This is a genomic window from Mangrovihabitans endophyticus, assembly GCF_014646155.1.
GTDB classification, from domain to species: domain Bacteria; phylum Actinomycetota; class Actinomycetes; order Mycobacteriales; family Micromonosporaceae; genus Actinoplanes; species Actinoplanes endophyticus.
In genome coordinates, this window is the sequence record NZ_BMMX01000001.1 from 1,169,387 (window position 1) to 1,191,549 (window position 22,163).

The following is a 22,163-nucleotide window of genomic DNA, read 5'->3' on the forward strand; positions in this document are numbered from 1 at the left end:
GCCGTGCGGCAGCGTCGGTGCGCCGGCGGAGCGGAGGCGACTCATGGCCACCCGACGTGAGCTTCTGGCCGGTGGCGCGGGCGCCGCGCTGGCCGCGGCGACCGCGTCCGCGCCCGCGCCGGCGTGGGCCGGCCGCCCGCCGGGTGCCGGCCCCGCGGGAGCCTGGGCCGGCACCTGGGCGGCCGTGCCCACCACCGTCCCGGACTCCGCGGTCGGCACGGTCACCGACCAGACCGTCCGGCACGTGGTGCACGCCAGCCTCGGCGGCGACGAGGTGCGGGTCCGGCTGACCAATGAATTCGGGCCGGTGCCGCTGGTCGTGGGCGAGGCGCGGCTGGCGCGACGGTCGGGCTCGCCCGCGAGCACCGACACGGTGCCCGGCACCGACCGGCGCCTCACCTTCGGCGGACGGACGTCGGTGACCGTGCCGGCCGGTGCTCCGCTGATCAGCGACCCGGTGCGGCTCGACGTGCCGGACGGCAGCGACCTGGTGATCAGCCTCTATCTGCCCGGTCCGACCGCGGTCACCACCGTGGCCGCGTTCGCCTACCAGGAGAACGTGGTCGCCGCCGGAAACGTCACCGGGGCCCGCTCGGTCACCCCGGCCGCCACCGTCACGCAGGACTACTTCCTGTCCGGGGTCAGCGTCCGGTCGCGGCACACGGCGATCGTCGCGCTCGGCGACTCGATCACCAACGGCGCGAACACCGCGAACAACGTCAACCACCGGTGGCCGGATCTGCTGGCCGGGCGTCTGCGCGCGGCGCACCTCGACCGCGGGATGCTCAATCTGGGCGTCTCCGGCAACCGGCTGCTGCACGACCCCCATCCGCCGGCCGGCAGCGGTGCGGAAGCGTACGCGGCGTACTTCGGGCAGGCCGCCCTGCGCCGCTTCGACCGTGACGTGCTCGCCCAGCCGGCGGCGCGCTATCTGATCGTCCTGCTCGGCGTGAACGACCTGGGTCATCCGGGCACCGTGGCGCCGGAGTCGGAGACGGTCTCCGCCGCGGATCTCATCGCCGGTCACCGGCAACTGATCGCGCGGGCGCACGAGGCGGGCATCGCCGCGTTCGGCGGCACCATCCTGCCGTTCAAGGGCGACACGCTCGGCTTCTTCACCGAGGACAACGAGCGCAAGCGGCAGACGCTCAACCATTGGATCCGGACGTCGCGCGAATACGACGGCGTGGTGGACTTCGACGCCGCGATGCAGGACCCGGCCGATCCGCTGCGCCTGCGGCCCGCCTACGACAGCGGCGACCACCTGCATCCCAACGACACCGGGATGGCCGCCATGGCGGCGGCGGTCCCGCTGCGCTTCTTCCGCTGAGCGGCCCGCCCGCCCGTAGCGCTCAACTTGACTCATTCCAGAAAAGGTGGATGCTGGATCCGTCGTCGCCGACCGGCGCGTCACGCCGGAAATGCCGTGGTGGTGATTCCGCCGCCGCGCGCCGGGTACCAGGTCGACGATGCAGGGATTGCCCGCCCCGGTGGCGGTCTCCACCGCCGGGGGAGGCAGACACATCCGACGTAAGGAGTTTCGCGTGACGACACATGAACGTCGGCCCACCACCACGGACGCCGGGATACCGGTCGCCAGCGACGAGCACTCGCTCACCGTCGGTCCGGACGGTCCACTGCTGCTCCAGGATCACTACCTGATCGAGCAGATGGCGAACTTCAACCGCGAACGGATCCCGGAGCGGCAGCCGCATGCCAAGGGCGGCGGCGCGTTCGGCACCTTCGAGGTCACCAGCGACGTCAGCGCGTTCACCCGGGCGGCCGTCTTCCAGCCCGGCGCCGAGACCGATGTGATCATCCGGTTCTCCACCGTGGCGGGGGAGCGTGGATCCCCCGACACCTGGCGTGACCCGCGTGGCTTCGCGGTGAAGTTCTACACCAGCGACGGCAACCTGGACATCGTCGGCAACAACACGCCGGTCTTCTTCGTCCGGGACCCGATGAAGTTCCAGCACTTCATCCGCTCGCAGAAGCGCCGCGCGGACAACAACCTGCGCGACCACGACATGCAGTGGGACTTCTGGACCCTGTCGCCGGAGTCGGCGCACCAGGTCACCTGGCTGATGGGGGACCGCGGCATTCCGCGTACGTGGCGGCACATGAACGGCTACAGCAGCCACACGTACATGTGGATCAACGCCGCCGGTGAGCGGTTCTGGGTGAAATACCACTTCAAGACCGATCAGGGTGTGGAGTGCTTCACCCAGCACGAGGCGGACCAGATGGCCTCCGCCGACACCGATTACCACCAGCGTGACCTGTACGACCACATCGCCGCCGGGCAGTTCCCGAGCTGGACGCTGCACGTGCAGCTCATGCCGTTCGAGGACGCCAAGACGTACCGGTTCAACCCGTTCGACCTGACGAAGGTGTGGCCGCACAGTGACTACCCGCTGCAGGAGGTCGGCAAGCTCACTTTGAACCGCAACGTGACCGACTACCACACCGAGATGGAACAGGTCGCGTTCGAGCCCAACAACACGGTGCCCGGCACCGGGCTGTCGCCGGACAAGATGCTGCTCGCCCGCGGGTTCAGCTACGCCGACGCGCACCGCGCCCGGCTCGGGGTCAACTACAAGCAGATCCCGGTGAACTCCGCCAAGGTGGAGACGCACAGCTACTCCAAGGACGGCGCCATGCGGGTGCACAACGTCAGCGATCCCGTGTACGCGCCAAATTCGTACGGCGGCCCGCAGGCCGACCCGGCGCGGACCGACGACGGCGGCACGTGGTACTCCGACGGGGAGATGGTGCGCACCGCGTACACCCTGCGCGCCGAGGACGACGACTGGGGCCAGGCCGGCACCATGGTCCGGGAGGTGCTCGATGACGCGGCCCGCGAGCGGCTGGTGGACAACATCGTCGGCCACCTGCTCAACGGGGTGACCGAGCCGGTGCTGCTGCGTGCCTTCGAGTACTGGCACAACGTGGACAAGAGCCTCGGCGACCGGGTCGAGGCCGGTGTGCGCGCCAAGCAGAACGAGAAGGACCCGAAGGCGGCCCAGCAGGGCAACCCGGCCCGGTCCAGCATGCAGGCCAAGGCCTGAGCCGACGCGGGCCTGTTCGAGAAGACAGCGGCGCCCCCCACGAAGTTGCGTGGGGGGCGCCGCTGGTTCAGCTCATAATGATCACATCCGGAGGATGGCCAGGATCTGGTTCAGCAGGTCGACGATCATCGCCAGCGGCAGGTTCAAGCCGCCGTTGAGCAGGTTGGCGATGGCGCAGACCAGGTTGCCGAGCAGGTTCCCGGCGCCGGACTCGGCGACGATGTTGAGAATCACCCGGTTCAGGTCGACCACGAGGCCGAGCAGGTCCAGGTGCAGCGGGCCGAGGATCAGGTTGAGCACCGGGCACGAGGCCCGGGTGGCCACGCCGGTCGGCAGCTCGACCGGCATGCTGACGGTGCGCTGCACCGTCCCGAGGGCGGTTCCCGTGGAGTCGGTCAGCGTGGCCGTCAGGATGCCCGTGGCCGTGATGCCGTTGCCGCTCTTCGCGAACTTCGTGGGGCTGAAGTCCCCGGAGACCGAACCCAGCGCGCCGGCGGCGTCGGTGAACGAACCCTCGACCTCCGACGTCAGGCTGCCGGCGGCGTTGCTCAGACCGGTCGGTGCGGGCGCGGGCGCCGGTGCAGCCTGTGCGGGTGCGGCGACGGCGACGGCCGTGGTGATGGCCAGAGCGCCGGCCACCAGCATCCGCGATGCGCTTCTGATTCGCATTCGGGTGTCCCCTTCTGTTGATTGACTGCTGTCGAATCGTGCAGTGCCCGGCGTCACTTGGGGGAAACCCGACATCGGGGTGGCAAGTATTCATTTAGCGCGAAGTGGATCATTAACGCAGCGTGTTCTATATCAGGACAGAAAGTAGTTGTTTCGTTACGACAAGTAATAGATTGAGGTCAATGCGTTGCGCAGCGTTGCGAAACAGTAGGCTGCGGGCATGACAGTGGATCTCGAAGCGGAAGAACTCGTCAGCACGGCCGGCGAGCGGGAAACCCTGGAAACCTTCGTCGACTACTACCGGCGAGTGCTCGCCGCCAAGCTGGACGGCCTGTCCGAGGCCGAGGTGCGCCGGCGTCAGGTCCCCTCGCTGACCACCCTCATCGGCCTGGTCAAGCACTGCGCGGCGGTGGAGCGGGGCTGGTTCCAGCAGCGCCTCGGGCAACGGCCCGCGGCGGAGATCTCCGGCAACTCCCGCGGCGACGACGACAGTTGGGAGGTCGCCGAGACGGAGACCATCGCCGACGTCCGCGCCGAGTTCGCGCAGGCGTGCGCGGTCTCCCGGGAGATCGCGGCGGGCATGGAGCTGGACGACGCCGTGCCGCACCATCGAATGGGGCGTGTCTCCCTGCGCTGGATCTACGTGCACATGCTGGAGGAGCTGGCGCGGCACGCCGGCCACGCCGACATCCTGCGCGAGCAGATCGACGGCGCGACCGGCGACTGATGCCGCAGGCGCGGGCTCAGTCCCGCCCGGCGGCTCCCGGCACCCGCGCCCAGTCGGTGTCCGCGGCCAGGTAGAACCCCGGATAGGACGGCTGGTTGTAGGTCGTCTGCTGGCGGGCCACCTCCACCCGGTACTGCGGGTCCTGCATCAGCGTGTACATCTTGTGGCGCGTCACCTCGGTGCTCAGATAGATACGCACCGCGGAGCTGTCCGCGGTGCGCAGCAGCAACTCCTCGCGCCAGTCCCCGAACACGTCCGCGATCAGGCAGGCGTTGCCCTTGGTGCCGTTGTTGGCCAGGGTGCCCTCGGCGGTCAGCAGCGTGCCGCGCTGCCAGTCCTCGATCCGCGGGGTGACGTCGATCGCCCCGTCGAGGATCTGCGTGGTCAGATCCGCCGCCCAGCGGATGCTCTGATTCGTGCCGGGGATCGGGCCGGGCGTCACCTCGCCGGTCGCGGTGTGCAGGCCGAGCGCCTCCGAGCCGCCGGGCATGCTCGCCCACGACTCGATGCCGCGCACCTGCGGCAGCACGTCGCCGACCATGCCGCGACCGGTGTCCCGGCCGGAGTACGCGCCGAACAGCACCCGCCCGGTGGCCGCGTCGCGCATCGCCATCCCGTACGGCGCCAGGGTGGCGTTCTCGTGCACGGTGAAGATCTCCAGGCCGGGACGGTCCGGGTCGATGTCGGTGACGTGCATGGCGTCGCCGTGCCCGAGGCGGACCCGCTCGCCGGGTGCCGCGCTGCCCTCGGGCAGCACGTCGAAGGACGAATACTTGAGGCTGCCGTCGTCGTCGATGGTCGCGGACCCGTAGACGATCTCCTGACGCCCGTCGCCGTCCACGTCCGCCGCGCTCATCGAGTGGAAACCCTGCGTGGTCAGCGTGGCGAACTCCGGGTTGGTGCCGTCCCGCCCGTGCGGCGAGTCGTGGAACGGGTTGCTCATCGGCGTCCAGCCACTGTCCACATACCAGTCCTGCACCAGCCGCCGGCCGGTCCAGCGGTACGCCACCAGGGTGGAACGGGTGTAGTAGCCACGGGCGAAGACCGCGGACGGGTGGCGGCCGTCCAGGTATGCCACGCCGGCCAGGAACCGGTCCACCCGGTTGCCCGGTTCGATCCGGGGCATCGCGTAGTCGCCCCACATCAGCCCGTCGTCGTACCGTCCCGGCCGGTACCGGACCGTCTGCAGCTCCCGGCCGGTCACCCCGTCGAACACGGTGAGGTACTCCGGCCCGGTGAGGATGAAGCCCTCGAACGCCCGCAGGTTGTTCCGCTCGCTGCGCGACGGCGCGTACACGTCCATGAAGTAGTCCGCCAGTGCCTCCGCGTCCGGGCGGCGCAGCGGGTACGCGTATGCCGGGGCGATGCCGAACGCCTCCTCCAGCGTGGTCGGCCAGTGACCCGCCGCCACCTCGGGCAGCCGGTGCCAGCCCAGGAACAGATCCACGATGTGCCGGTAGTAGTCCGCCGCGCTCATCCGGTAGTCGTCGTGCGGGGACCAGCCGGCCCGCACGTCCGCACGGGGCATCGTGATGAAGCGCTGCGACACCACCCGGCCGTCCGCGCCGTACCGGAGGGTCCGCGTGCCCGGCGCGGTCTTCATCATCATCTCGGCGCGGCCGTCGCCGTCGAAGTCGTAGACCAGGAACTGGGTGTAGTGCGCGCCCGCCCGGATGTTGACGCCCAGGTCGATCCGGTTCAGCAGGGTGCCGTTCCGCTCGTACGTGTCCACCAGCACCGGCCCGGTGTATCCCACCTGGGACACGTCCTTGGAGTTGGACGGGTCCCACTTGACCACGAACTCGTACCGGCCGTCGCCGTCCACGTCCCCGACGCTCATGTCGTTGGCCGAGTAGGTGTATGTCTCGCCGGTCGGCGTGACGCCGTCCGGCGGCTTGCGCAGCGGCAGGTCGACGTGGCCAGCCGACCAGGGGGCGACCGTCGCACCGCGCCCGGCCGCGACCCCGTGCCGCAGCGGCACGACCCGGTACCGGTCCGTCGCGGCGCCGCGCCCGTCGAGGTAGTTGGTGCTGTCGGTGACCGTGGCGATGCGCCGGTCGTCCCGGTAGACGGCGAAGTCCGTCCCGGTCACGCCGGTCGGTGAATGCCCGGACACCTCGCCGCGCAGCAGCCGCCAGCTCAGGAAGACGCCGTCACCGGTGACGGCGGCGACCAGACCGCGGTCGAGCCGTTCCAGGGCGATGCCATGCCCGGCGATGCCATGCCCGGGTGCACCCGCGGCGGCGGGTGCACCCGGCACACCGGCCAGCGCCAGCACCGTCACACCGGCCGCGGCCGTGATGCGCGAAATCATCGCCTGCCTCCTCATCCGTACGCGTGATCAGGCCGCATCGATCTCGGCCTGCAACTCCTTGATGAAGCCGGCCGCCGCCTGCGCCGGTGTCCGGCGGGCGAACAGCACCTCCTCGGTGTGGCGCTTGAGAATCGCCTCGATGTCGCTGGCGCCGTTCGGGGTGACGCGCGGCGCCGGGCCCACCTGGATCGCCTCCAGATAGTCCGCAGCGGCCTTGTCCGCTCCGGAGAGCTTCGGCAGGACGGCCGCGCGGACAGCGGTGTTGGCCGGTACGCCGCGGTCGGTGAGCAGGACGTCGCCGGCCTGCGTGGAGTTGGCCAGGAAGTCGACGAACAGGGCCGCCTCGGCGGGGTGCGCCGAGCGCGCGGAGATCGACCAGAACATCGACGGCTTGAGGTAGGCGCCGGGCGACGGGGCCCGCGATTCGCCCGGCTGGCGCAGCAGCCGCAGTTCCTGCCCGCTCGCCTCGGCCAGCGACGGTAGCTGGGTGTTCCACCACGTGCCGAAGGCCGCGGTGTTCGTGGCGGTGCCGGACTGGTCGAGGCCCCCGGCGCCCTGTTCGATGGTGACCGAGGGCTTCGGTGCGATGCCCTGGGTGGTCAGGTCCAGCAGGTACTGCCAGAAGCTCGCCAGCACGTCCGGCGGCATCCCCACGTTGCCCTGCGCGTCATAGAGCGAGGCGCCGGCCTGCCGGGCCCACACGTTCAGGCCGCCGGTGTCGAAACCCCACGACTGCACGCCGTGCACGGACCCGCCGGACGCCCGGGACACCTGCGCGCCCAGGTTCTTCAGATCGTCCCAGGTCCAGGTGGCATCGTCCGGCACCGCGAGCTTGAACCGGCCGAGCAGATCGGTGTTCACCACCATCGCGTACGCGGTGAGCCCGGTCGGCAGCGCGTACAGCGTGCCCTCCACCCTGCCGGTGTCCAGCGCGTTGGCGTCGAACCGTGCGGTGCTCAGGTGCTTGGCTGCGGTGGCCAGATCCAGCAGGGCGCCGCGTTGCGCGTACGAGGAGAGGTAGAGCTCGTCCATCTGGATGATGTCCGGGGCATCGTTCGCGGCAACCGTGGTGGCCAGGCTGTCCCAGTAGCCGTTCCACTCCTTGAACTCGCCCTTCACCGTGATGCTCGGGTGCGCCTTGGTGAACAGGTCGATGACCTGCCGGGTGCGCTGATGCCGGGCGTCCGACCCCCACCAGGTGAAGCGCAGGGTGACCGGATCTCCTGAGATGTCGGCGCCGGCGTCGCCGCCGCCGTCGCCGCAGGCGGCGAGGGCCGCGCCGGCGCCGGCGCCGGCCGCGAGACGGAGGACGGAGCGTCGGGTCATTCCGTTGCGCATGGGCGTGTCCTTCCGGAGCCGGTGGTCATTTGATGCCGGTCGTCGCGATGCCCTTCACGAGGTAGCGCTGACCGAACAGGAAGGCGAGGAAGATCGGCAGCAGGGAGACGACGCTCATGGCGAACATGGCGCCCCACGAGGTCGCCACGGTCGAGTCCACGAAGGACCGCAGCGCGACCGGCACGGTGTACTTGTCCGGGTCGGTCAGGTAGATGAGCTGGCTGAAGAAGTCGTTCCAGGTCCAGATGAAGGTGAAGATCGTGGTGGTGGCCAGCGCCGGGCGCATCAGCGGCAGGATCACCCGCAGGAAGATCCGTCCGTGCCCGGCGCCGTCGATCCGGGCCGCCTCGTCGAGCTGGCGCGGCAGCCCCCGGATGAACTGGACCATGAGGAAGACGAAGAACGCGTCGGTGGCCAGCAGCTTCGGCACGATCAGCGGCAGGACCGTGTTCACCCAGCCGAGCTGGGAGAACATGATGTACTGCGGGACGATGATCACGTGGATCGGCAGCATGATGCTGCCCAGCATGATCGCGAAGAACAGGCGCTTGCCGGTGAAGTCCAGCCGGGCGAATGCATAGGCCGCCATCGAGCAGGAGACCAGGTTGCCGATGATGCAGCCCAGCACAACGATCGCGGAGTTCATCATGTAGTGGCCGAACGGGGACGCCAGCGCGTTCCAACCGGTGCCGTAGTTGGAGACCTGCAGGCTGTCCAGCACGATCCCCGGCGAACGGAAGATGTCGTTGTTCGGCCGCAGCGAGCTGACCACCATCCAGATCACCGGGTACAGCATCACCAGCGCCAGCAGGCTGAGACCGGCGTGCTTGGCGACCGACCGCACCGCGGACGGCAGCCGCGTGCGTCTCGGCGGCGGATCGCCCTCGGTGACCACCGGGACGCCGCGCTCCTTCAGGTCAGTCATCATAGAAGACCCAGTGTCTGGCGGCCCAGAAGTTGACCGCGGTGAAGGTGGCGATGATCAGCAGGAGCAGCCAGGCGAGCGCCGACGCGTACCCCATGTCGAAGTTGTTGAATCCGCGCTGATAGAGGTAGAGCGTGTAGAAGAGGGTGGAGTCGGAGGGCCCGCCGCTGCCGCCGGAGACGACGAACGCCTGGGTGAACGCCTGGAACGCGTGGATGACCTGGAGCACCAGGTTGAAGAAGATGATCGGGGAGAGCAGCGGCATGGTGATGGCGCGGAACTGCGCCCACCGGCTCGCTCCGTCGACCGCTGCCGCCTCGTAGTACATGACCGGGATCTGCCGCAGCCCGGCCAGGAAGATGACCATCGGGGCGCCGAAGGTCCACACGTTGAGCACGATCAGGGTGGACAGGGCGGTGTCCGGGTCGGCGATCCAACTGCGGTCCGGCACCCCGGCCACGCCGAGCACCTGGTTCAGCAGCCCCTGCGCGCCGAAGATCTGCCGCCACAGCACCGCGATGGCCACGCTGCCGCCGAGCAGCGACGGCAGGTAGAACACCGAGCGGTAGAACGCCATCCCGCGCAGACCCCGGTCCAGCAGCATGGCGAGCCCCAGAGCCGCGGCGAGTTGCAGCGGCACGGACACGACGACGTAGACCACGGTGACGCCGAAGGCGTGGTGCAGGCGCTCGTCGGAGAGCATCCGGTGCACATTGGTCAGGCCGTTGAACCGCGGCGGCTGGATGAGGTTGTAGTCGGTGAAGCCGAGCACGAACGACGCCGCGACCGGCCCGGCGGTGATCAGGGCCAGGCCGCCGAACCAGGGGAGCAGGAACGCGACGGCGGCGCGGTTGTCGCGCTTGCGCGGGCGGGCGTGGTTGTCGCGCTTGCGCGGGCGGGCGTCGAGAGCGCTCACGTGACCTCCCTCGCCCGGCCGGAACCCCTCAGGAAAGCGGTTTCCTGAGTTTGCATCGACCGGCGTCGCTGGGTCAACCGCTACGGGGAAGTCACATGGATCGTTTCACTGCGGGCGTGGCGGTGCTGCCGTCGTCCCGGCCCGCGCGGAAGGCGCCGGGACGCTTCCCGGCGTTGAACGTTTCAGAACCCGCGCGCCGGAAACGGCGCGGCGCCTACTTCGTCGCGTCGGCGCCCGCCGGGGCGGCCAGCATGCGGGAGTTCGTCACCGCCATGGTGCGCACCTCGGCCTCGGAGAAGCCGGCGTCCAGCAGCCGCTCGGCGAACAGCGGCAACCCGTCCTCCACCGGAGGGTTGAAGGGCTGACCGAGGTCGCTGGACAACACCGAATGCTCGGGCCCGACACGGCGGATGTTGTCGAACAGGTCCGACCACGACACCTTGCCGGTGTACGGCGTGGTGAAACACCGCTCCATCAGCGCGCCCAGGTCGGCCAGCTCACGCTGCTGTGCCACGGAGAGCCGCTGGGAGGTGAACTCCGGGTGGGTCACCACGACGCGCCGCACCCCTTCCTCGCGGGCCGCGCGGACCACCGTGAGGATCTCCGGCCCGGACAGGTGGCCGGTGGCCAGCACCAGGTCGTGGCGGGCCAGCACGCGCAGCACCTGACGCACCCGCTCCAACGCCGCGCCCGTCTGGTCGACGACCTCCACGATGTCCGGGATGATGCCCTGCTCGCGCAGGCTGGCCTGCAACGCGCCCCACATCGCCGGCTTGGCGCCGGGCAGGTCGCTGGCGGTGCTGCTGCGCTGGTTGCGGGAGTCCACCGTGGGCATCCACACGATCCGGGCGCCCTCGCGAGCGGCGACCTCCACCGCGGCCGGGTTCATGCCGCCCATCGAACCGTTGAGCGTGACGGCGCCGAGCGCGTCCACTCCGGGCACCGCGCGACGAACCACGTCGGCCCGCTCCGCGGTCGCCACGTAGTGCGACTTCATCACGAATCCCGCGAGACCCACCTCGGCGAAGCGGCGAGCCAGTGTCAGGTCGTCGACCCGGCGCTCCATCACGTCCGGGGCGATGTGGACGTGCGTGTCATACGCGCCGGCAACCAGATCGCGGGCGGCATCCGACGGGGTGGGGTGGTCCGTCATGACGTTCCTTCCGATCGGGTCGAGCAGTGTCGCGTCCGGGCGGCGAACTGGATCATAGAGCACCGTCGAGACCTCTCGGCGGATGGGGCGGCGCCGCCGCGGAGCCCGTTTGAGGGATGCCGCATACCGGATTGGCGACAATCTTGCACACAGGATGACGCCTCATCATCTCCGTGCTGACCTGGATGGATGTCCGATCTCTCCGGTGGCCGCGGGATGCGGGCGGGGGCGCATTGTCCGAATCCGCCGATGACAGCGGATCGATGCTGCTCTACGATCTCGTCCGGACGTCGGCCGGTGGCCCGGCGTCAATAGCGAAGACGGCCGTGCAGTGTGGGTACGGGCAGTCGATCTTCATCGCCGAAACGGTCAATCCCTCGGGAGGAAAAGCATGATCAGGCGTTCTCGTGTGCTGGCGTTGTTGCTGGCCGCGACGCTGGCCGCAGCAAGTGGTTGCACGAGCTCCGACGACAGCACCGAAGGAGGATCGACCGGCGACTCCGGCAAGACCGACTCCGTCACCTACATGACGGCGTTCGGTGCCCTGGGCCGCGACGCCTTCATCTGGCTCGCCAAGGACAAGGGCTTCTTCAAGGACGCCGGCATCGACATCACGATCCAGAAGGGCACCGGCACCGGCAACCTGTCGGCGGTCAAGTCGGACCAGGTCCAGTTCTCCGCGCTGGACTACACCGGCGCCATCATCCAGGCCGGCAAGGGCAAGTTCACCGACTGGCGTGCGGTGGCGGCCATCCACCAGCAGACGCTGGTCTCCATCATGACCACCGACGACACCGGCATCACCAAGCCGACCGACCTGAAGGGCAAGACGGTGGCCACCGGCGCCGGCTCGGTGAGCGAGCTGCTGTTCCCGGCGTACGCCAAGCTGGCCGGGCTGGACCCGGACTCGGTGACCATCCAGGGCGCCCAGTCCACCGCGCTGAACGGCCTGATGGCCAGCAACAAGGTGGACGCGCTGAGCACCTTCCTGCTCAGCAAGAAGGCACTGGAGTCGGCGTCCAAGAAGCAGGCCGTGGTGATGCCGTACAGCGACTACCTGAGCGACCTGTTCGGCAACGTCATCATCGCCAAGCCGGAGCTCATCTCCAGCAACCCGGACCTGGTCAAGCGGTTCATCGGGGCCGCGCTCAAGGGCCTGCAGTACGCCCTCGACCACCCGGACGAGGCCGCCGCCAGCCTGCACGCCGCCGAGCCGACCTCCTCGGAGGACTCCGCGGTCGCCGAGATCGAGGCCATGAAGCCGTACACCGCCCCCGCCAGCGGCGCGCCGCTGGGCAGCATCGACCAGACGCGGGTCACGCACAGCATCGCCGTGCTGCAGAGCGCCGGTCTGATCCCGCCGGGGTTGACCCCGGACAAGGTTGCCGACTTCGATATCGTCCCGAGTAGCTGAGCCCGACGCCCCGCGGGCGGCAGCCACCCGGCCGCCGCCTGCGGGGCGGTTTCGCACCAGAGAACTGACAGACCGATTTCCACGGAGTGCTCGATGGCCACGCAGCAGAGCACGGGATCCACGCTGACCCGGGCGTGGGCGAACACGGCCCTGCCGACGCTGGGCGCGATCCTCGCGGTCGCCCTGTGGTGGCTCGTGACCGTCGCCCTGCACATCGATCCGTTCTTCGTGCCGTCCCCGGCCGACGTGCTCGATGCCTTCATGCGTGATCCCGGCTTCATGATGAACGAGACCTGGGTGACCTTCAGCCGGGTGCTCATCGGATTCGGCATCGCGGTCGCCGGCGGCCTGCTCATCGCGGTGCTGCTGGCCGCGTCGTGGACCGTCGAGCGGATGACCATGCCGCTGCTGGCCGCGATCAACGCCGTGCCCAAGGTGGCGCTGGCTCCGCTGCTGCTGGTCTGGATGGGCTTCGGCAACTCGCCCAAGATCGTCATGGTGGTCCTGGTCAGCTTCTTCCCGGTGATCGTGTCCACCATGGCCGGGCTCACCTCCACCCCGGCCGATCTGCGCGAGCTCGGCCGGTCGCTGTCCGCCTCCTGGTGGCAGACGTTCGTCAAGGTGCGCCTGCCGTGGGCGCTGCCGCAGATTTTCGTCGGCATCAAGGTGGCCACCCCGCTGGCCATCATCGGCGCGGTGATCGGCGAGGTGGTCAGCCCGGACCACGGTCTCGGCTCGGTCATCGTGGGCTCCGGATCCTCCGCCGACACCCCGCTCGCCTTCGCCGCGCTGGTGCTGCTGGCCATCACCGGAGTCGTCCTCTTCTATCTGATCGTGGCCATCGAGCGCCTGCTCGTGCCGTGGGCCGCCGCGATCGCGTCCTGACGGAGTCACCATGATCACCATTGAGGCGGCCACCCAGACCTTCAAGGCCCGGGGCGGGCGCGTGCACGCGCTGCAGGACATCGACCTGACCATCGGTGCCGGTGAGTTCGTGGCCGTCATCGGGCGTTCGGGCTGCGGGAAGTCCACCCTGCTGCGGCTGATCGGGGGCCTGCTCAAGCCGACCGGGGGCCGGGTGACGGTGGCCGGCGACCGGGTCACCACCCCACGCCGGGACGTGGCCATGGTCTTCCAGCGCCCGGCCCTGCTGCCCTGGCGCTCGGTGCTGGACAACGTGCTGCTGCCGGTGGAGATCTTCGGATGGTCCCGGGCGCAGCACCGCCGTCAGGCGCAGAACCTGCTGGAGATGACCGGCCTCGGCGGCTTCGCCAAACGCCTGCCGCATGAGCTGTCCGGCGGCATGCAGCAGCGGGTGTCGCTGTGCCGGGCGCTGATCCAGGGGCCGAAGGTCATGCTGATGGACGAGCCGTTCTCCGCCCTGGACGCGCTGACCCGCGAGGAGCTGGCGGTGGAGCTGCAGCGCATCCACATGGAGCTGGGCACCACGGTCGTCTTCGTGACGCACTCGATCCAGGAGGCGGTGCTGCTGGCCGACCGTGTGGCGGTGCTCAGCGCCCGTCCCGGCCGGCTGCGCAAGGTGATCGGCATCGACATCCCGCGTCCGCGGTCGTTCGGGCACAACGCCCACCTGGAGGAGGTGGCTGGCGCCTCCGCCGAGCTGCATCACCTGCTGCTGGCCGAGGAAGGTGCCGCCCACCACCCGGCCTGAGCCGCAACCGCAAAGCGGAATCTCCTCAAGTCCAGGCCCGGCCCGGCGATGGGAAGGTGTCCGGGTTGCGGTCCGTTCTCCCGGCGGGAGGAGGCGGGCGTCCGATGGCCACGGACATCGCGCGCACTCCGGCAGGCTCCCGGTCGCCGCACGTCACCGCGCTGCTCGACCAGGCCGAGGAGGCCCGCCTGGCCGGCGACTACCGGCGCGGCCATGAACTGGCCGGCCAGGCGGAGAAGCTGGCGGCCTCGGTCGGCGATCTGGCGGGTCGCGCGGGGGCGCTGCGGTCGATGGCGGACCAGCTACTGCGCCTGGGTGAGCAGGAGGCAGCGGTCGGCGCCTGCCGCGCGGCGGCCGTGCTGCTGGCCGAAATCGGCGACGACCCGGCCACCTGCCGGGTGCTCACCGTGCTGGCCATGCCGCTCAACGAGCTGGGCATGCACGAGGAGGCGCTGCAGGCGCTCGCCGACGCCCGGGAGATCGCGCAGCGCCTCGGCGACCGCGACCTGCTCTACTGGGTGCACAACCGCACCGGCGTGGTGCACGGCAGCATGGGTGACCGCGAACTGAGCACCCGATACCTGATGACCGCGCTGGGCATGGCCGACGGCATGGACGACGAGGCCCGGTTCTGCATCCTCAACAACGTGGGCGACAACGGCACGCACCGGGTTCCGCAGTTGCGGGCCGACGGCGACACCGGCGCGGCACACCAGGTGCTCACCCAGGCGCTGCAGTGCGTGACCGAAGCTCTCGGTCTCGCCCGCGCCGCCCGGCATCCCTTCCGGGAGTCCATCTGCCTGGACAACTACGGCATGCTGCTCGCGCTGACCGGGGATTACGCCGAGGCCGAGCGCCTGATCGAGGATTCCCGGGCGATCGCGGTCATTCACGGATATCGGTCGCTGGAGTCCGCCGCGCTGCAGCACCAGGCCCGCGTACGTCTGATGCGCGGACAGGTCACGAGGGCCATCGAGGGGCTGCTCGCGGCCCTGGACCGTGCCGTGGAGGCGGGCGAGGTGCCGATGGAGATGGAGATCCACCGCGAGCTGTCCGAGGCCTACGAGCAGACCGGCGACTGTGGCGCGGCGTTGCGGCATTACCGCGCCCACCATCGGCTGGAGCGCCGCACGCACAACGAGGTCGCCGCCGCCCGCGCCCGGATGGCGGTGCATCACTTCGAGTTGGACAACGCCCGGCTGGAGACGGCGAACGCCCGGCTGGAGGCCGAGCTGCACCGGGTGCGCAGCGTCGAGCTGGAGGAGGACCGGCGGCAGCTCGCGCAGCAGGCCCGCGAGGATCCGCTGACCGGTCTGCCGAACCGGCGGTGCGCGCAACTGCGCCTGCCGGAGCTGGCGGCCGGCGGCGGGCCGATGTGCGTGGCGATCGCCGACGCGGACTTCTTCAAGGACGTCAACGACCGCTTCGGCCACCCCGTCGGCGATGTGGTGCTGCGCCGGCTGGCGGCGCTGCTGCGGGACACCGTGGGCGAGCCGCATCTGGTCGCGCGGTTCGGCGGCGAGGAGTTCCTGATCGCCCTGCACGGTCTGGACCCGGACGCCGCGGCTCAGCGCTGTGAACTCATCCGTTCGACAGTGGCCGCCTGGCCATGGCACACGGTGCAGCCCGGCCTGGCCGTCACGATCAGCGTGGGGCTGGCGATGCTGGGCGAGGGGTCGGCGGAGACGGCGCTGACCGATGCGTTGCGCCGCGCCGACGAGCAGCTTTACCGAGCCAAGCGGGAGGGTCGCAACCGGGTCAGCGCGGGGCTGCCGGAGGCCGCCTGAGCCGTGCTCACCGGCCCTGGGGCGGCGCGGCGGCGGTGCTTCCGCGCAGCACCAGCCGGGCGGCGGCGGTTTCCGTGGTGGGGGCGCCCTGACCGCCGCGCAGCGCCAGTGCCATCGCGCGCATGCCGATCTCCTCCAGCGGCAGCCGGACGGTGCTCAGCGCGGGGGTGACGTCCACCGCCACCGGCATGTCGTCGAAGCCGATGACGCTGACCCGTTCCGGCACGTCGATCCCGCGCTCGCGCAGGCAGGCCAGGGCGCCGACGGCCATCGAGTCGTTCAGGGCGGCCAGCGCGGTGATGGCGGGGTTGCGTTCCAGCAGTTCCGCGGCGGCGGTCACGCCACCGTCGCGGTCGAACCCGGCGTAGACGACGTGCCGCGAGGTGATCCGGCGGCGGTGCTCGCGGGCCGCGCGTTGCAGCCCGGCCAGCCGATCGGTGGTGGTGGTCAGGTGACGCGGCCCGGCGATCACCCCGATGGCGGTGTGCCCGAGCCGATAGAGGGCGTCGCCGGCGAGGTAGCCACCCTTCTCGTTCTCCGGCACGATCGCGTCGCCGGTGTGCTCGTGCCGGCCGACCACCGCCACCCGGCCGCCGGCGTCGCGGTAGACGCGGAGCTTGTGCTGCAGCCGCGCGGTGGCGGCGGTGTCGTGGTAGCCGGAGCCGGCGAGCACGATCGCCGCGGTGCGATGCGCGTGCAGCAGATCCACATAGGCCAGCTCGCGTTCCGGGTCGCGGTAGCTGTTGCAGATGATCACCAGGCGGCCGTGCTCGGCGGCGACCCGCTGCAGCCCGCGGGTGATCTCGGCGAAGTAGGGGTCGGAGACGTCGTGCACGATGACGCCGACCGCGCTGCGGTCCGCGCGGGCCAGTTGCCGAGCGTTGGCGTTGGGCACGAACTGCAGCTCGTTGACCGCGGCGAGGACCCGCTCGCGCAGGTGCTCGGCGACCGGTTTGGGGCTGTTGTTGATGATGCGGGACGCCGTGGCGGTCGAGACGCCAGCGTGCCGCGCGACGTCCGCGAGGGTCACCACCGGCCGAGAATAGCGCACCGGTCCGTCCCGGTAAGCGCTTGCCGGTACCTGCGGCACGCCGCTAATCTGCCAGGAAAGCGCTTACCTCGGTGCTTCAGGCGCATCCGCCATGGCGCCGGCGCCGACGAGGGAGGTCACGGCCATGGCCGTACGTGTGCCGATCGGCGTCGTGATGAACGGCGTCACCGGCCGGATGGGGTACCGGCAGCACCTGGTCCGGTCGCTGCTGGCCATCCGGGAAGCCGGCGGCGTGCCCGTCGCCGACGCGCAGGTGCTCTGGCCGGAGCCGGTGCTGGTGGGGCGCAGCGAGGCCAAGCTGGCCCAGATCGCGGACCGGCACGGGCTCACCGAGATCAGCACCGACCTGGCCACCGCCCTGGCCCGTCCGGACGTGCAGATCTACTTCGACGCCCAGGTGACCAGCGAGCGGGAGAAGGCGATCGGGCAGGCCGTCGCGGCCGGGAAGCACGTCTACACCGAGAAGCCGGTCGCGACCACCGTGCAGGGCGCCGTCGAACTGGCGCGTGCCGCCGACGCCGCCGGGGTGCGGCACGGGGTGGTGCAGGACAAACTGTTCCTGCCCGGACTGCGCAAGCTGCGGCGGCTGATCGACGGCGGCTTCTTCGGCCGGATCCTGTCGGTGCGCGGCGAGTTCGGCTATTGGGTGTTCGAGGGAGACTGGCAGCCGGCGCAGCGGCCGAGCTGGAACTACCGGGCCGAGCACGGTGGCGGCATCGTGGTGGACATGTTCCCGCACTGGCACTACGTGCTGGAACAGATGTTCGCGCCGGTGCGCGCGGTCACCGCGCACGTCACCACGGCGATACCCCGGCGCTGGGACGAGCAGGGGCGCGCCTACGAGGCCACCGCCGAGGACAGCGCGTACGGCCTCTTCGAACTTCACGGCGGCATCGTCGCTCAGATCAACTCCTCGTGGGCGGTGCGGGTGCACCGCGACGAGCTTGTCGAGTTCCAGGTCGACGGGACGCACGGCAGCGCGGTGGCCGGGCTGCGCGGCTGCCGGATCCAGCACCGCGCCGCCACCCCCAAGCCGGTGTGGAATCCCGACCTGCCGGTCACCGAGGCGTTTCGCGACCAGTGGCAGGAGGTGCCGGACAACGACGAGTTCGGCAACGGCTTCCGCGCCCAGTGGGAGATGTTCCTGCGCCATGTGGCGTGCGGCGAGCCGTACACCTGGGACCTCTGGGCCGGCGCCCGCGGCGTGCAACTGGCCGAACTCGGGCTGCGCTCCGCCCGCGAGGGACGCCGCATCGAGATTCCGGACCTCGTCGCGGGCGGCGCCGCGTGAGCGTCGTGGTCGCTCTGCCGGACGGGCGGTACGCGTTGAGCGGTGCCGGCGCCGAGCACGTCACCCCCGGGCCGCCGTTCACCAGCCGGGTGGCCTACGCCGCCGCGCACGTGGTGGCGGACCCGCTGGCGGACAACGTGCCGGGCGCCGCGGCGGCCCCGGACTGGGACGCCACGCTGGCCTTCCGCACGCACCTCTGGTCGCACGGCTTCGGGGTGGCCGAGGCGATGGACACCGCGCAGCGCGGCGCCGCGCTGGACTACCCGTGTGCGCGGGAGTTGATCCGGCGCAGCGCGGACCGGGCTCGGGCGGTCGGCGGGGCGATCTGCGCCGGCGTGGCCACCGACCACCTGCCACCCGGCCCGGCGACGCTGCCGGCGATCCGGGCGGCGTACGCCCGGCAACTGTCCGACGTGCAGGAGGCCGGCGCCGTGCCGGTGGTGATGTGCAGCCGGCACCTGGCGGCGGCGGCCCGCGGCGCGGACGACTATCTGAGCCTCTACGGCCGGCTGCTGGACGAGGAGGCGGACACGCCGGTGGTGCTGCACTGGCTGGGCCCGGCATTCGATCCGCAGCTCGCCGGTTACTGGGGGAGCGAGGATCCGCAACGCGCTGCCGACGCGCTGGTGGCGCTGATCGCCGCGCGTCCCGGCCGGGTCGACGGCGTCAAGCTCTCGTTGCTGGACCGCGGCTTCGAGGTGGCGCTGCGCCGCCGCCTGCCGGACGGGGTGCGGCTGTACACCGGGGACGACCTCAACTATCCGGACCTGATCCGCGGCGACGACCACGGGCACTCCGACGCGCTGCTGGGCGTGCTGGCCGCGATCGCGCCACCGGCCGCGGCGGCGCTGCGCGCCCTGGACACCGGTGACACCGGCCGGTATGCGCGCATCCTGTCCCCGACGGTGGCGTTGGCGCGGCACCTGTTCCGCGCGCCCACCTGGCACTACAAGACCGGCATCGTGTTCTGGGCCTGGCTGGCCGGGCATCAGTCCCACTGCACCATGCTGGGCGGTGCGCGGAGCGCGCGGTCGCCCCGGCATCTGGGCACCCTGCTGCGCCTGGCCGACGCCGCGGGCACGCTGCCCGACGCCGAACTCGCCGCGCACCGGGCGCGTGCCTTCTTCACCACCGTGGGGGTGGACCAGCCGTGAACCGTTTCGCCCTGAACCAGGCCACCACCAAGGGCTGGCCGCTGCCCGAGCTGGCGCGCGAGTGCGCCGCCGCGGGCGTCGCCGGGGCCGGGCTGTGGCGCGAGGACGTCCAGGCGTACGGGCCGGCCGCGACCGCCGCGCTGATGCGTGACTGCGGGGTCGCCGTGACGTCGCTGTGCCGCGGCGGCTTCTTCGAGCGGCCGGACTGGTGGGACGACAACCGGCGGGCACTCGACGAGGCCGCCACCGTCGGCGCCCCGGTGCTGGTGCTCGTCTGCGGCGGCCTGCCGCCCGGCAGTCGCGACCTGGACGGGGCCCGCGGCCGGGTGGCCGACGCTCTCGGCGCGCTGGCGCCGTACGCGCTGGAGCGCGGGGTGCGGCTGGCCGTGGAGCCGCTGCATCCGATGTTCTGCTCCGATCGGTGCGTGGTGTCCAGTCTGCGCCAGGCGCTGGACCTGGCGGCGCCGCATCCGAGCGCGGCCGTCGGGGTGGTGGTGGACACCTATCACGTGTGGTGGGACGACGAGGTCTGGACGCAGATCGAGCGGGCCGGGCGCGCGGACCGCATCGCCTGCTTCCAGGTCGCCGACTGGGTGACCCCGCTACCCGCGGGCGTGCTGCTGGGCCGCGGTCTGCCCGGCGCGGGCTGCGTGGATCTGCGCCGGTTCCGGGAAGCCGTGGACGCCGCGGGATACGCCGGGCCGGTGGAGGTGGAGGTGTTCGACGCCGCGTTGTGGGCGCGTCCGGGCCGTTCGGTGCTGCACGAGGCGATCGCCGCGTACCGCACGCACGTAGCCTGAGGGACCGGGAGGAGGAGACGTGACCGACGGCGAGATCCGGCTCGTGGGCGCCGCCCGGCCGCAGGACTGGGCGCCGGTCACTCCGGCGCGATGGCGGTTCGCCGACGGCGAGGTGGTGCTGGCCGAGTCGGGCCGCAGCCGTCCGGGCCCGCGCCGGCCCTTCGAGTACGCGTTGCTCGCCGCCGGGCCAGAGTTCTCCGCGGTGCGCATCGACGCGCGGGTGCGGACCGACGAGCCGGTGACGAACCGGAACCGGGACGTGATCGTGGTCTTCGGCCACCGCAGCGACACCCGCTTCTACTACGCGCACCTGTGCGCGGACAACACGATCTATCCGCACAACGGCGTGTTCAAGGTGCACGACGCGGACCGCGAGCGCATCGACGACCAGTGGGACGGGCGCCGCAGCCGGGCCGCCCCGGCCATCACCGACGACGCCTGGCACCACGTGACGGTGCGGCACCATCCGGCGACCGGCCGGATCGCGGTGCACCTGGACGGCGATCGGGACCCGCTGCTGACCGCGACCGACCGCACCTTCGGCGCGGGCCGGGTGGGTTTCGGCTCGTTCGACGACATCGGGCGGTGCCGCGACTTCCGGGTCCGCGGCACCCCGGCGCGGTGACCGGCGTTCCGCCGGAGGAGAGGAGGCGCCATGGCCGTCGAACGGGACCTGCGTGTGGACGGTGCGCCGGTCGCCACGTACGTGGTCGATCCCGACCTGGACGTGCGGCTGGCGCCCCGCCCGTACCTGCATCCGGTGCGCACGCTGGGCGGCGTCACGGTCACCGACGCGCTCTGCTTCGACCATCCCTGGCATCTGGGCGCCTCGATCGCGGTCGCCGACGTGGCCGGGGTCAACCTGTGGGGCGGCCGCACGTACGTCCGCGGCGCCGGGTATCAGTGGTGCGGCGACCACGGCCGGATCACGCACCATGCGTGGCGACCGTCCGCCGACGGCCTCGACCAGGAGCTGCATTGGTGCGATGCGGCCGGCCGGGTGCTGCTCACCGAGCGGCGCGGGATCACCGCCGAGGCCGCCCCGCCGTACGGGTGGCGCCTGCGCCTGAGGTGCGAGCTGGCCGCGGCGGATGACGTCCCGGTCGTGCTGGGCAGCCCGGCCACGCACGGGCGGAGCGGGGGAGCGGGGTACGGCGGGTTTCTTTGGCGCGCGGGTCCGGGAGCGGCGGACACGTTCACCGCGCGGCACCGCGGCGCGGGCGAGGTGAACGGCAGCGCCGCGCCGTGGGTGGCGCTGACCGTGGCGGACGCGTACACCCTCGTGCTGGACGGGCTGGCGGGCGCCGACCGGTGGTTCGTGCGCACCGCGGAGTATGCGGGCGTGTGCGCGGCCTGGGCGTTCCGGCACACGCTGACCGTCGGGCCGGGCGCGCCACTGCGTCGGGAGGTGCGGGTGCTGGTCGCCGACGGGACGCTGACCCGGGACGAGGTGGCGCGGGCACAGGTCAGCGCCGCCCCGGGACCGTCGTCCGTTCCCGGGCAGCCGCCATCCGGGGCAGCTCCACCGCAGCCGTGACGACCAGCAGGGGAAGCGAAACGGCCGCCGCGATCAGCGCGTTCAGAACAAGGAACGCGCCCACGTCGGACATCGAGGACAGGCTGGAGGCCCAGTGCGCCGCGTGGCCCGCCGCCGCGCACGACTGCGGGCCGGCGCAGGAGTCCGCCGGCGTGCGGTCCCCGGCCGTGAACATCGTGACGACGCCGATCACGATGCCTGCCGCGCAGACGAGAGGGGCCGTGCCCGCGTACCACATCCGGGTGCGGCTGCCGTTGCGTGCGAACCACAACAGCAGCCAGATCGCCACCAGCAGAGCCGGCAGGATCCAGCACGGCCAGGTCAGGAAGGCGAACGCATGCACGCCC

Annotated in this window: 20 protein-coding genes; 12 read left to right on the plus strand and 8 right to left on the minus strand. The window is 71.2% G+C overall.

Annotated features, from left to right (window positions below):
• Nucleotides 1-43: 43 nt before the first annotated feature.
• Nucleotides 44-1,330 (plus strand): SGNH/GDSL hydrolase family protein, encoded by a 1,287-nt coding sequence (locus IEY73_RS04625; protein WP_189077693.1) that lies wholly within the window; start codon nucleotides 44-46, stop codon nucleotides 1,328-1,330.
• A 214-nt stretch (nucleotides 1,331-1,544) separates the two neighbouring features.
• Nucleotides 1,545-3,068 carry a catalase gene (locus tag IEY73_RS04630; protein WP_189077694.1) on the plus strand — a complete coding sequence of 508 codons (1,524 nt, stop codon included), beginning with the start codon at nucleotides 1,545-1,547 and terminating at the stop codon, nucleotides 3,066-3,068.
• A gap of 81 nt (nucleotides 3,069-3,149) precedes the next feature.
• On the opposite strand, the gene IEY73_RS04635 is transcribed toward IEY73_RS04630, so the two are convergent.
• The gene (locus IEY73_RS04635; protein ID WP_189077695.1) at nucleotides 3,150-3,737 is read right to left on the minus strand and encodes a hypothetical protein; all 588 of its coding nucleotides are present in this window, start codon (nucleotides 3,735-3,737) and stop codon (nucleotides 3,150-3,152) included.
• Between the two features lie 220 nt (nucleotides 3,738-3,957).
• Between IEY73_RS04635 and IEY73_RS04640 the strand changes: the two genes are divergently transcribed.
• On the plus strand, nucleotides 3,958-4,464 hold the full coding sequence (locus IEY73_RS04640; protein ID WP_189077696.1) for a DinB family protein: 507 nt from the start codon (nucleotides 3,958-3,960) through the stop codon (nucleotides 4,462-4,464).
• A gap of 16 nt (nucleotides 4,465-4,480) precedes the next feature.
• On the opposite strand, the gene IEY73_RS04645 is transcribed toward IEY73_RS04640, so the two are convergent.
• From IEY73_RS04645 to IEY73_RS04665, 5 genes are all read right to left on the minus strand, one after another.
• Nucleotides 4,481-6,778, minus strand: coding sequence for a rhamnogalacturonan lyase (locus tag IEY73_RS04645; RefSeq protein ID WP_189077697.1), 2,298 nt, complete (start codon nucleotides 6,776-6,778; stop codon nucleotides 4,481-4,483).
• Between the two features lie 27 nt (nucleotides 6,779-6,805).
• The gene (locus tag IEY73_RS04650; protein WP_229715494.1) at nucleotides 6,806-8,116 is read right to left on the minus strand and encodes an ABC transporter substrate-binding protein; all 1,311 of its coding nucleotides are present in this window, start codon (nucleotides 8,114-8,116) and stop codon (nucleotides 6,806-6,808) included.
• Nucleotides 8,117-8,141: 25 nt separating this feature from the next.
• Nucleotides 8,142-9,041: a carbohydrate ABC transporter permease gene (locus IEY73_RS04655; RefSeq protein ID WP_189077698.1), complete on the minus strand. Its 900-nt coding sequence runs from the start codon at nucleotides 9,039-9,041 to the stop codon at nucleotides 8,142-8,144.
• Entirely contained in the window at nucleotides 9,034-9,957 is a 924-nt protein-coding gene (locus tag IEY73_RS04660; protein ID WP_189077699.1) for a carbohydrate ABC transporter permease, read from the minus strand. The genes IEY73_RS04655 and IEY73_RS04660 overlap by 8 nt, the downstream gene beginning before the upstream one ends.
• Nucleotides 9,958-10,171: 214 nt before the next feature.
• Nucleotides 10,172-11,110, minus strand: coding sequence for a DUF6282 family protein (locus IEY73_RS04665; RefSeq protein WP_189077700.1), 939 nt, complete (start codon nucleotides 11,108-11,110; stop codon nucleotides 10,172-10,174).
• A gap of 391 nt (nucleotides 11,111-11,501) precedes the next feature.
• Between IEY73_RS04665 and IEY73_RS04670 the strand changes: the two genes are divergently transcribed.
• The 4 genes from IEY73_RS04670 to IEY73_RS04685 all read left to right on the plus strand — a co-directional run bounded on the left by IEY73_RS04670 (nucleotide 11,502) and on the right by IEY73_RS04685 (nucleotide 15,983).
• On the plus strand, nucleotides 11,502-12,524 hold the full coding sequence (locus IEY73_RS04670; protein ID WP_189077701.1) for an ABC transporter substrate-binding protein: 1,023 nt from the start codon (nucleotides 11,502-11,504) through the stop codon (nucleotides 12,522-12,524).
• Between the two features lie 93 nt (nucleotides 12,525-12,617).
• Nucleotides 12,618-13,409: an ABC transporter permease gene (locus tag IEY73_RS04675; protein WP_189077702.1), complete on the plus strand. Its 792-nt coding sequence runs from the start codon at nucleotides 12,618-12,620 to the stop codon at nucleotides 13,407-13,409.
• A 10-nt stretch (nucleotides 13,410-13,419) separates the two neighbouring features.
• Nucleotides 13,420-14,196: an ABC transporter ATP-binding protein gene (locus IEY73_RS04680; RefSeq protein ID WP_189077703.1), complete on the plus strand. Its 777-nt coding sequence runs from the start codon at nucleotides 13,420-13,422 to the stop codon at nucleotides 14,194-14,196.
• Between the two features lie 104 nt (nucleotides 14,197-14,300).
• Nucleotides 14,301-15,983: a GGDEF domain-containing protein gene (locus tag IEY73_RS04685; RefSeq protein ID WP_189077704.1), complete on the plus strand. Its 1,683-nt coding sequence runs from the start codon at nucleotides 14,301-14,303 to the stop codon at nucleotides 15,981-15,983.
• 7 nt (nucleotides 15,984-15,990) lie between these two features.
• Here IEY73_RS04685 and IEY73_RS04690 read toward each other — a convergent pair whose 3' ends face one another.
• Nucleotides 15,991-17,016: a LacI family DNA-binding transcriptional regulator gene (locus tag IEY73_RS04690; protein WP_189077705.1), complete on the minus strand. Its 1,026-nt coding sequence runs from the start codon at nucleotides 17,014-17,016 to the stop codon at nucleotides 15,991-15,993.
• Nucleotides 17,017-17,158: 142 nt separating this feature from the next.
• On the opposite strand from IEY73_RS04690, the gene IEY73_RS04695 reads away from it, so the two are divergent.
• The 5 genes from IEY73_RS04695 to IEY73_RS04715 are packed head-to-tail and all read left to right on the plus strand — an operon-like array spanning nucleotide 17,159 to nucleotide 21,816.
• Entirely contained in the window at nucleotides 17,159-18,325 is a 1,167-nt protein-coding gene (locus tag IEY73_RS04695) for a Gfo/Idh/MocA family protein (RefSeq protein WP_189077706.1), read from the plus strand.
• Complete coding sequence (locus tag IEY73_RS04700) at nucleotides 18,322-19,479, plus strand: DUF993 family protein (protein WP_189077707.1); 1,158 nt, start codon at nucleotides 18,322-18,324, stop codon at nucleotides 19,477-19,479. Before IEY73_RS04695 ends, IEY73_RS04700 begins: the two co-directional genes overlap by 4 nt.
• On the plus strand, nucleotides 19,476-20,279 hold the full coding sequence (locus IEY73_RS04705) for a sugar phosphate isomerase/epimerase family protein (protein ID WP_189077708.1): 804 nt from the start codon (nucleotides 19,476-19,478) through the stop codon (nucleotides 20,277-20,279). The genes IEY73_RS04700 and IEY73_RS04705 overlap by 4 nt, the downstream gene beginning before the upstream one ends.
• 19 nt (nucleotides 20,280-20,298) lie before the next feature.
• On the plus strand, nucleotides 20,299-20,904 hold the full coding sequence (locus IEY73_RS04710) for a hypothetical protein (RefSeq protein ID WP_189077709.1): 606 nt from the start codon (nucleotides 20,299-20,301) through the stop codon (nucleotides 20,902-20,904).
• A 30-nt stretch (nucleotides 20,905-20,934) separates the two neighbouring features.
• Nucleotides 20,935-21,816, plus strand: coding sequence for a DUF6807 domain-containing protein (locus IEY73_RS04715; RefSeq protein ID WP_189077710.1), 882 nt, complete (start codon nucleotides 20,935-20,937; stop codon nucleotides 21,814-21,816).
• On the opposite strand, the gene IEY73_RS04720 is transcribed toward IEY73_RS04715, so the two are convergent.
• Complete coding sequence (locus tag IEY73_RS04720) at nucleotides 21,746-22,159, minus strand: hypothetical protein (RefSeq protein ID WP_189077711.1); 414 nt, start codon at nucleotides 22,157-22,159, stop codon at nucleotides 21,746-21,748. The genes IEY73_RS04715 and IEY73_RS04720 overlap by 71 nt on opposite strands.
• Nucleotides 22,160-22,163 lie beyond the last annotated feature (4 nt).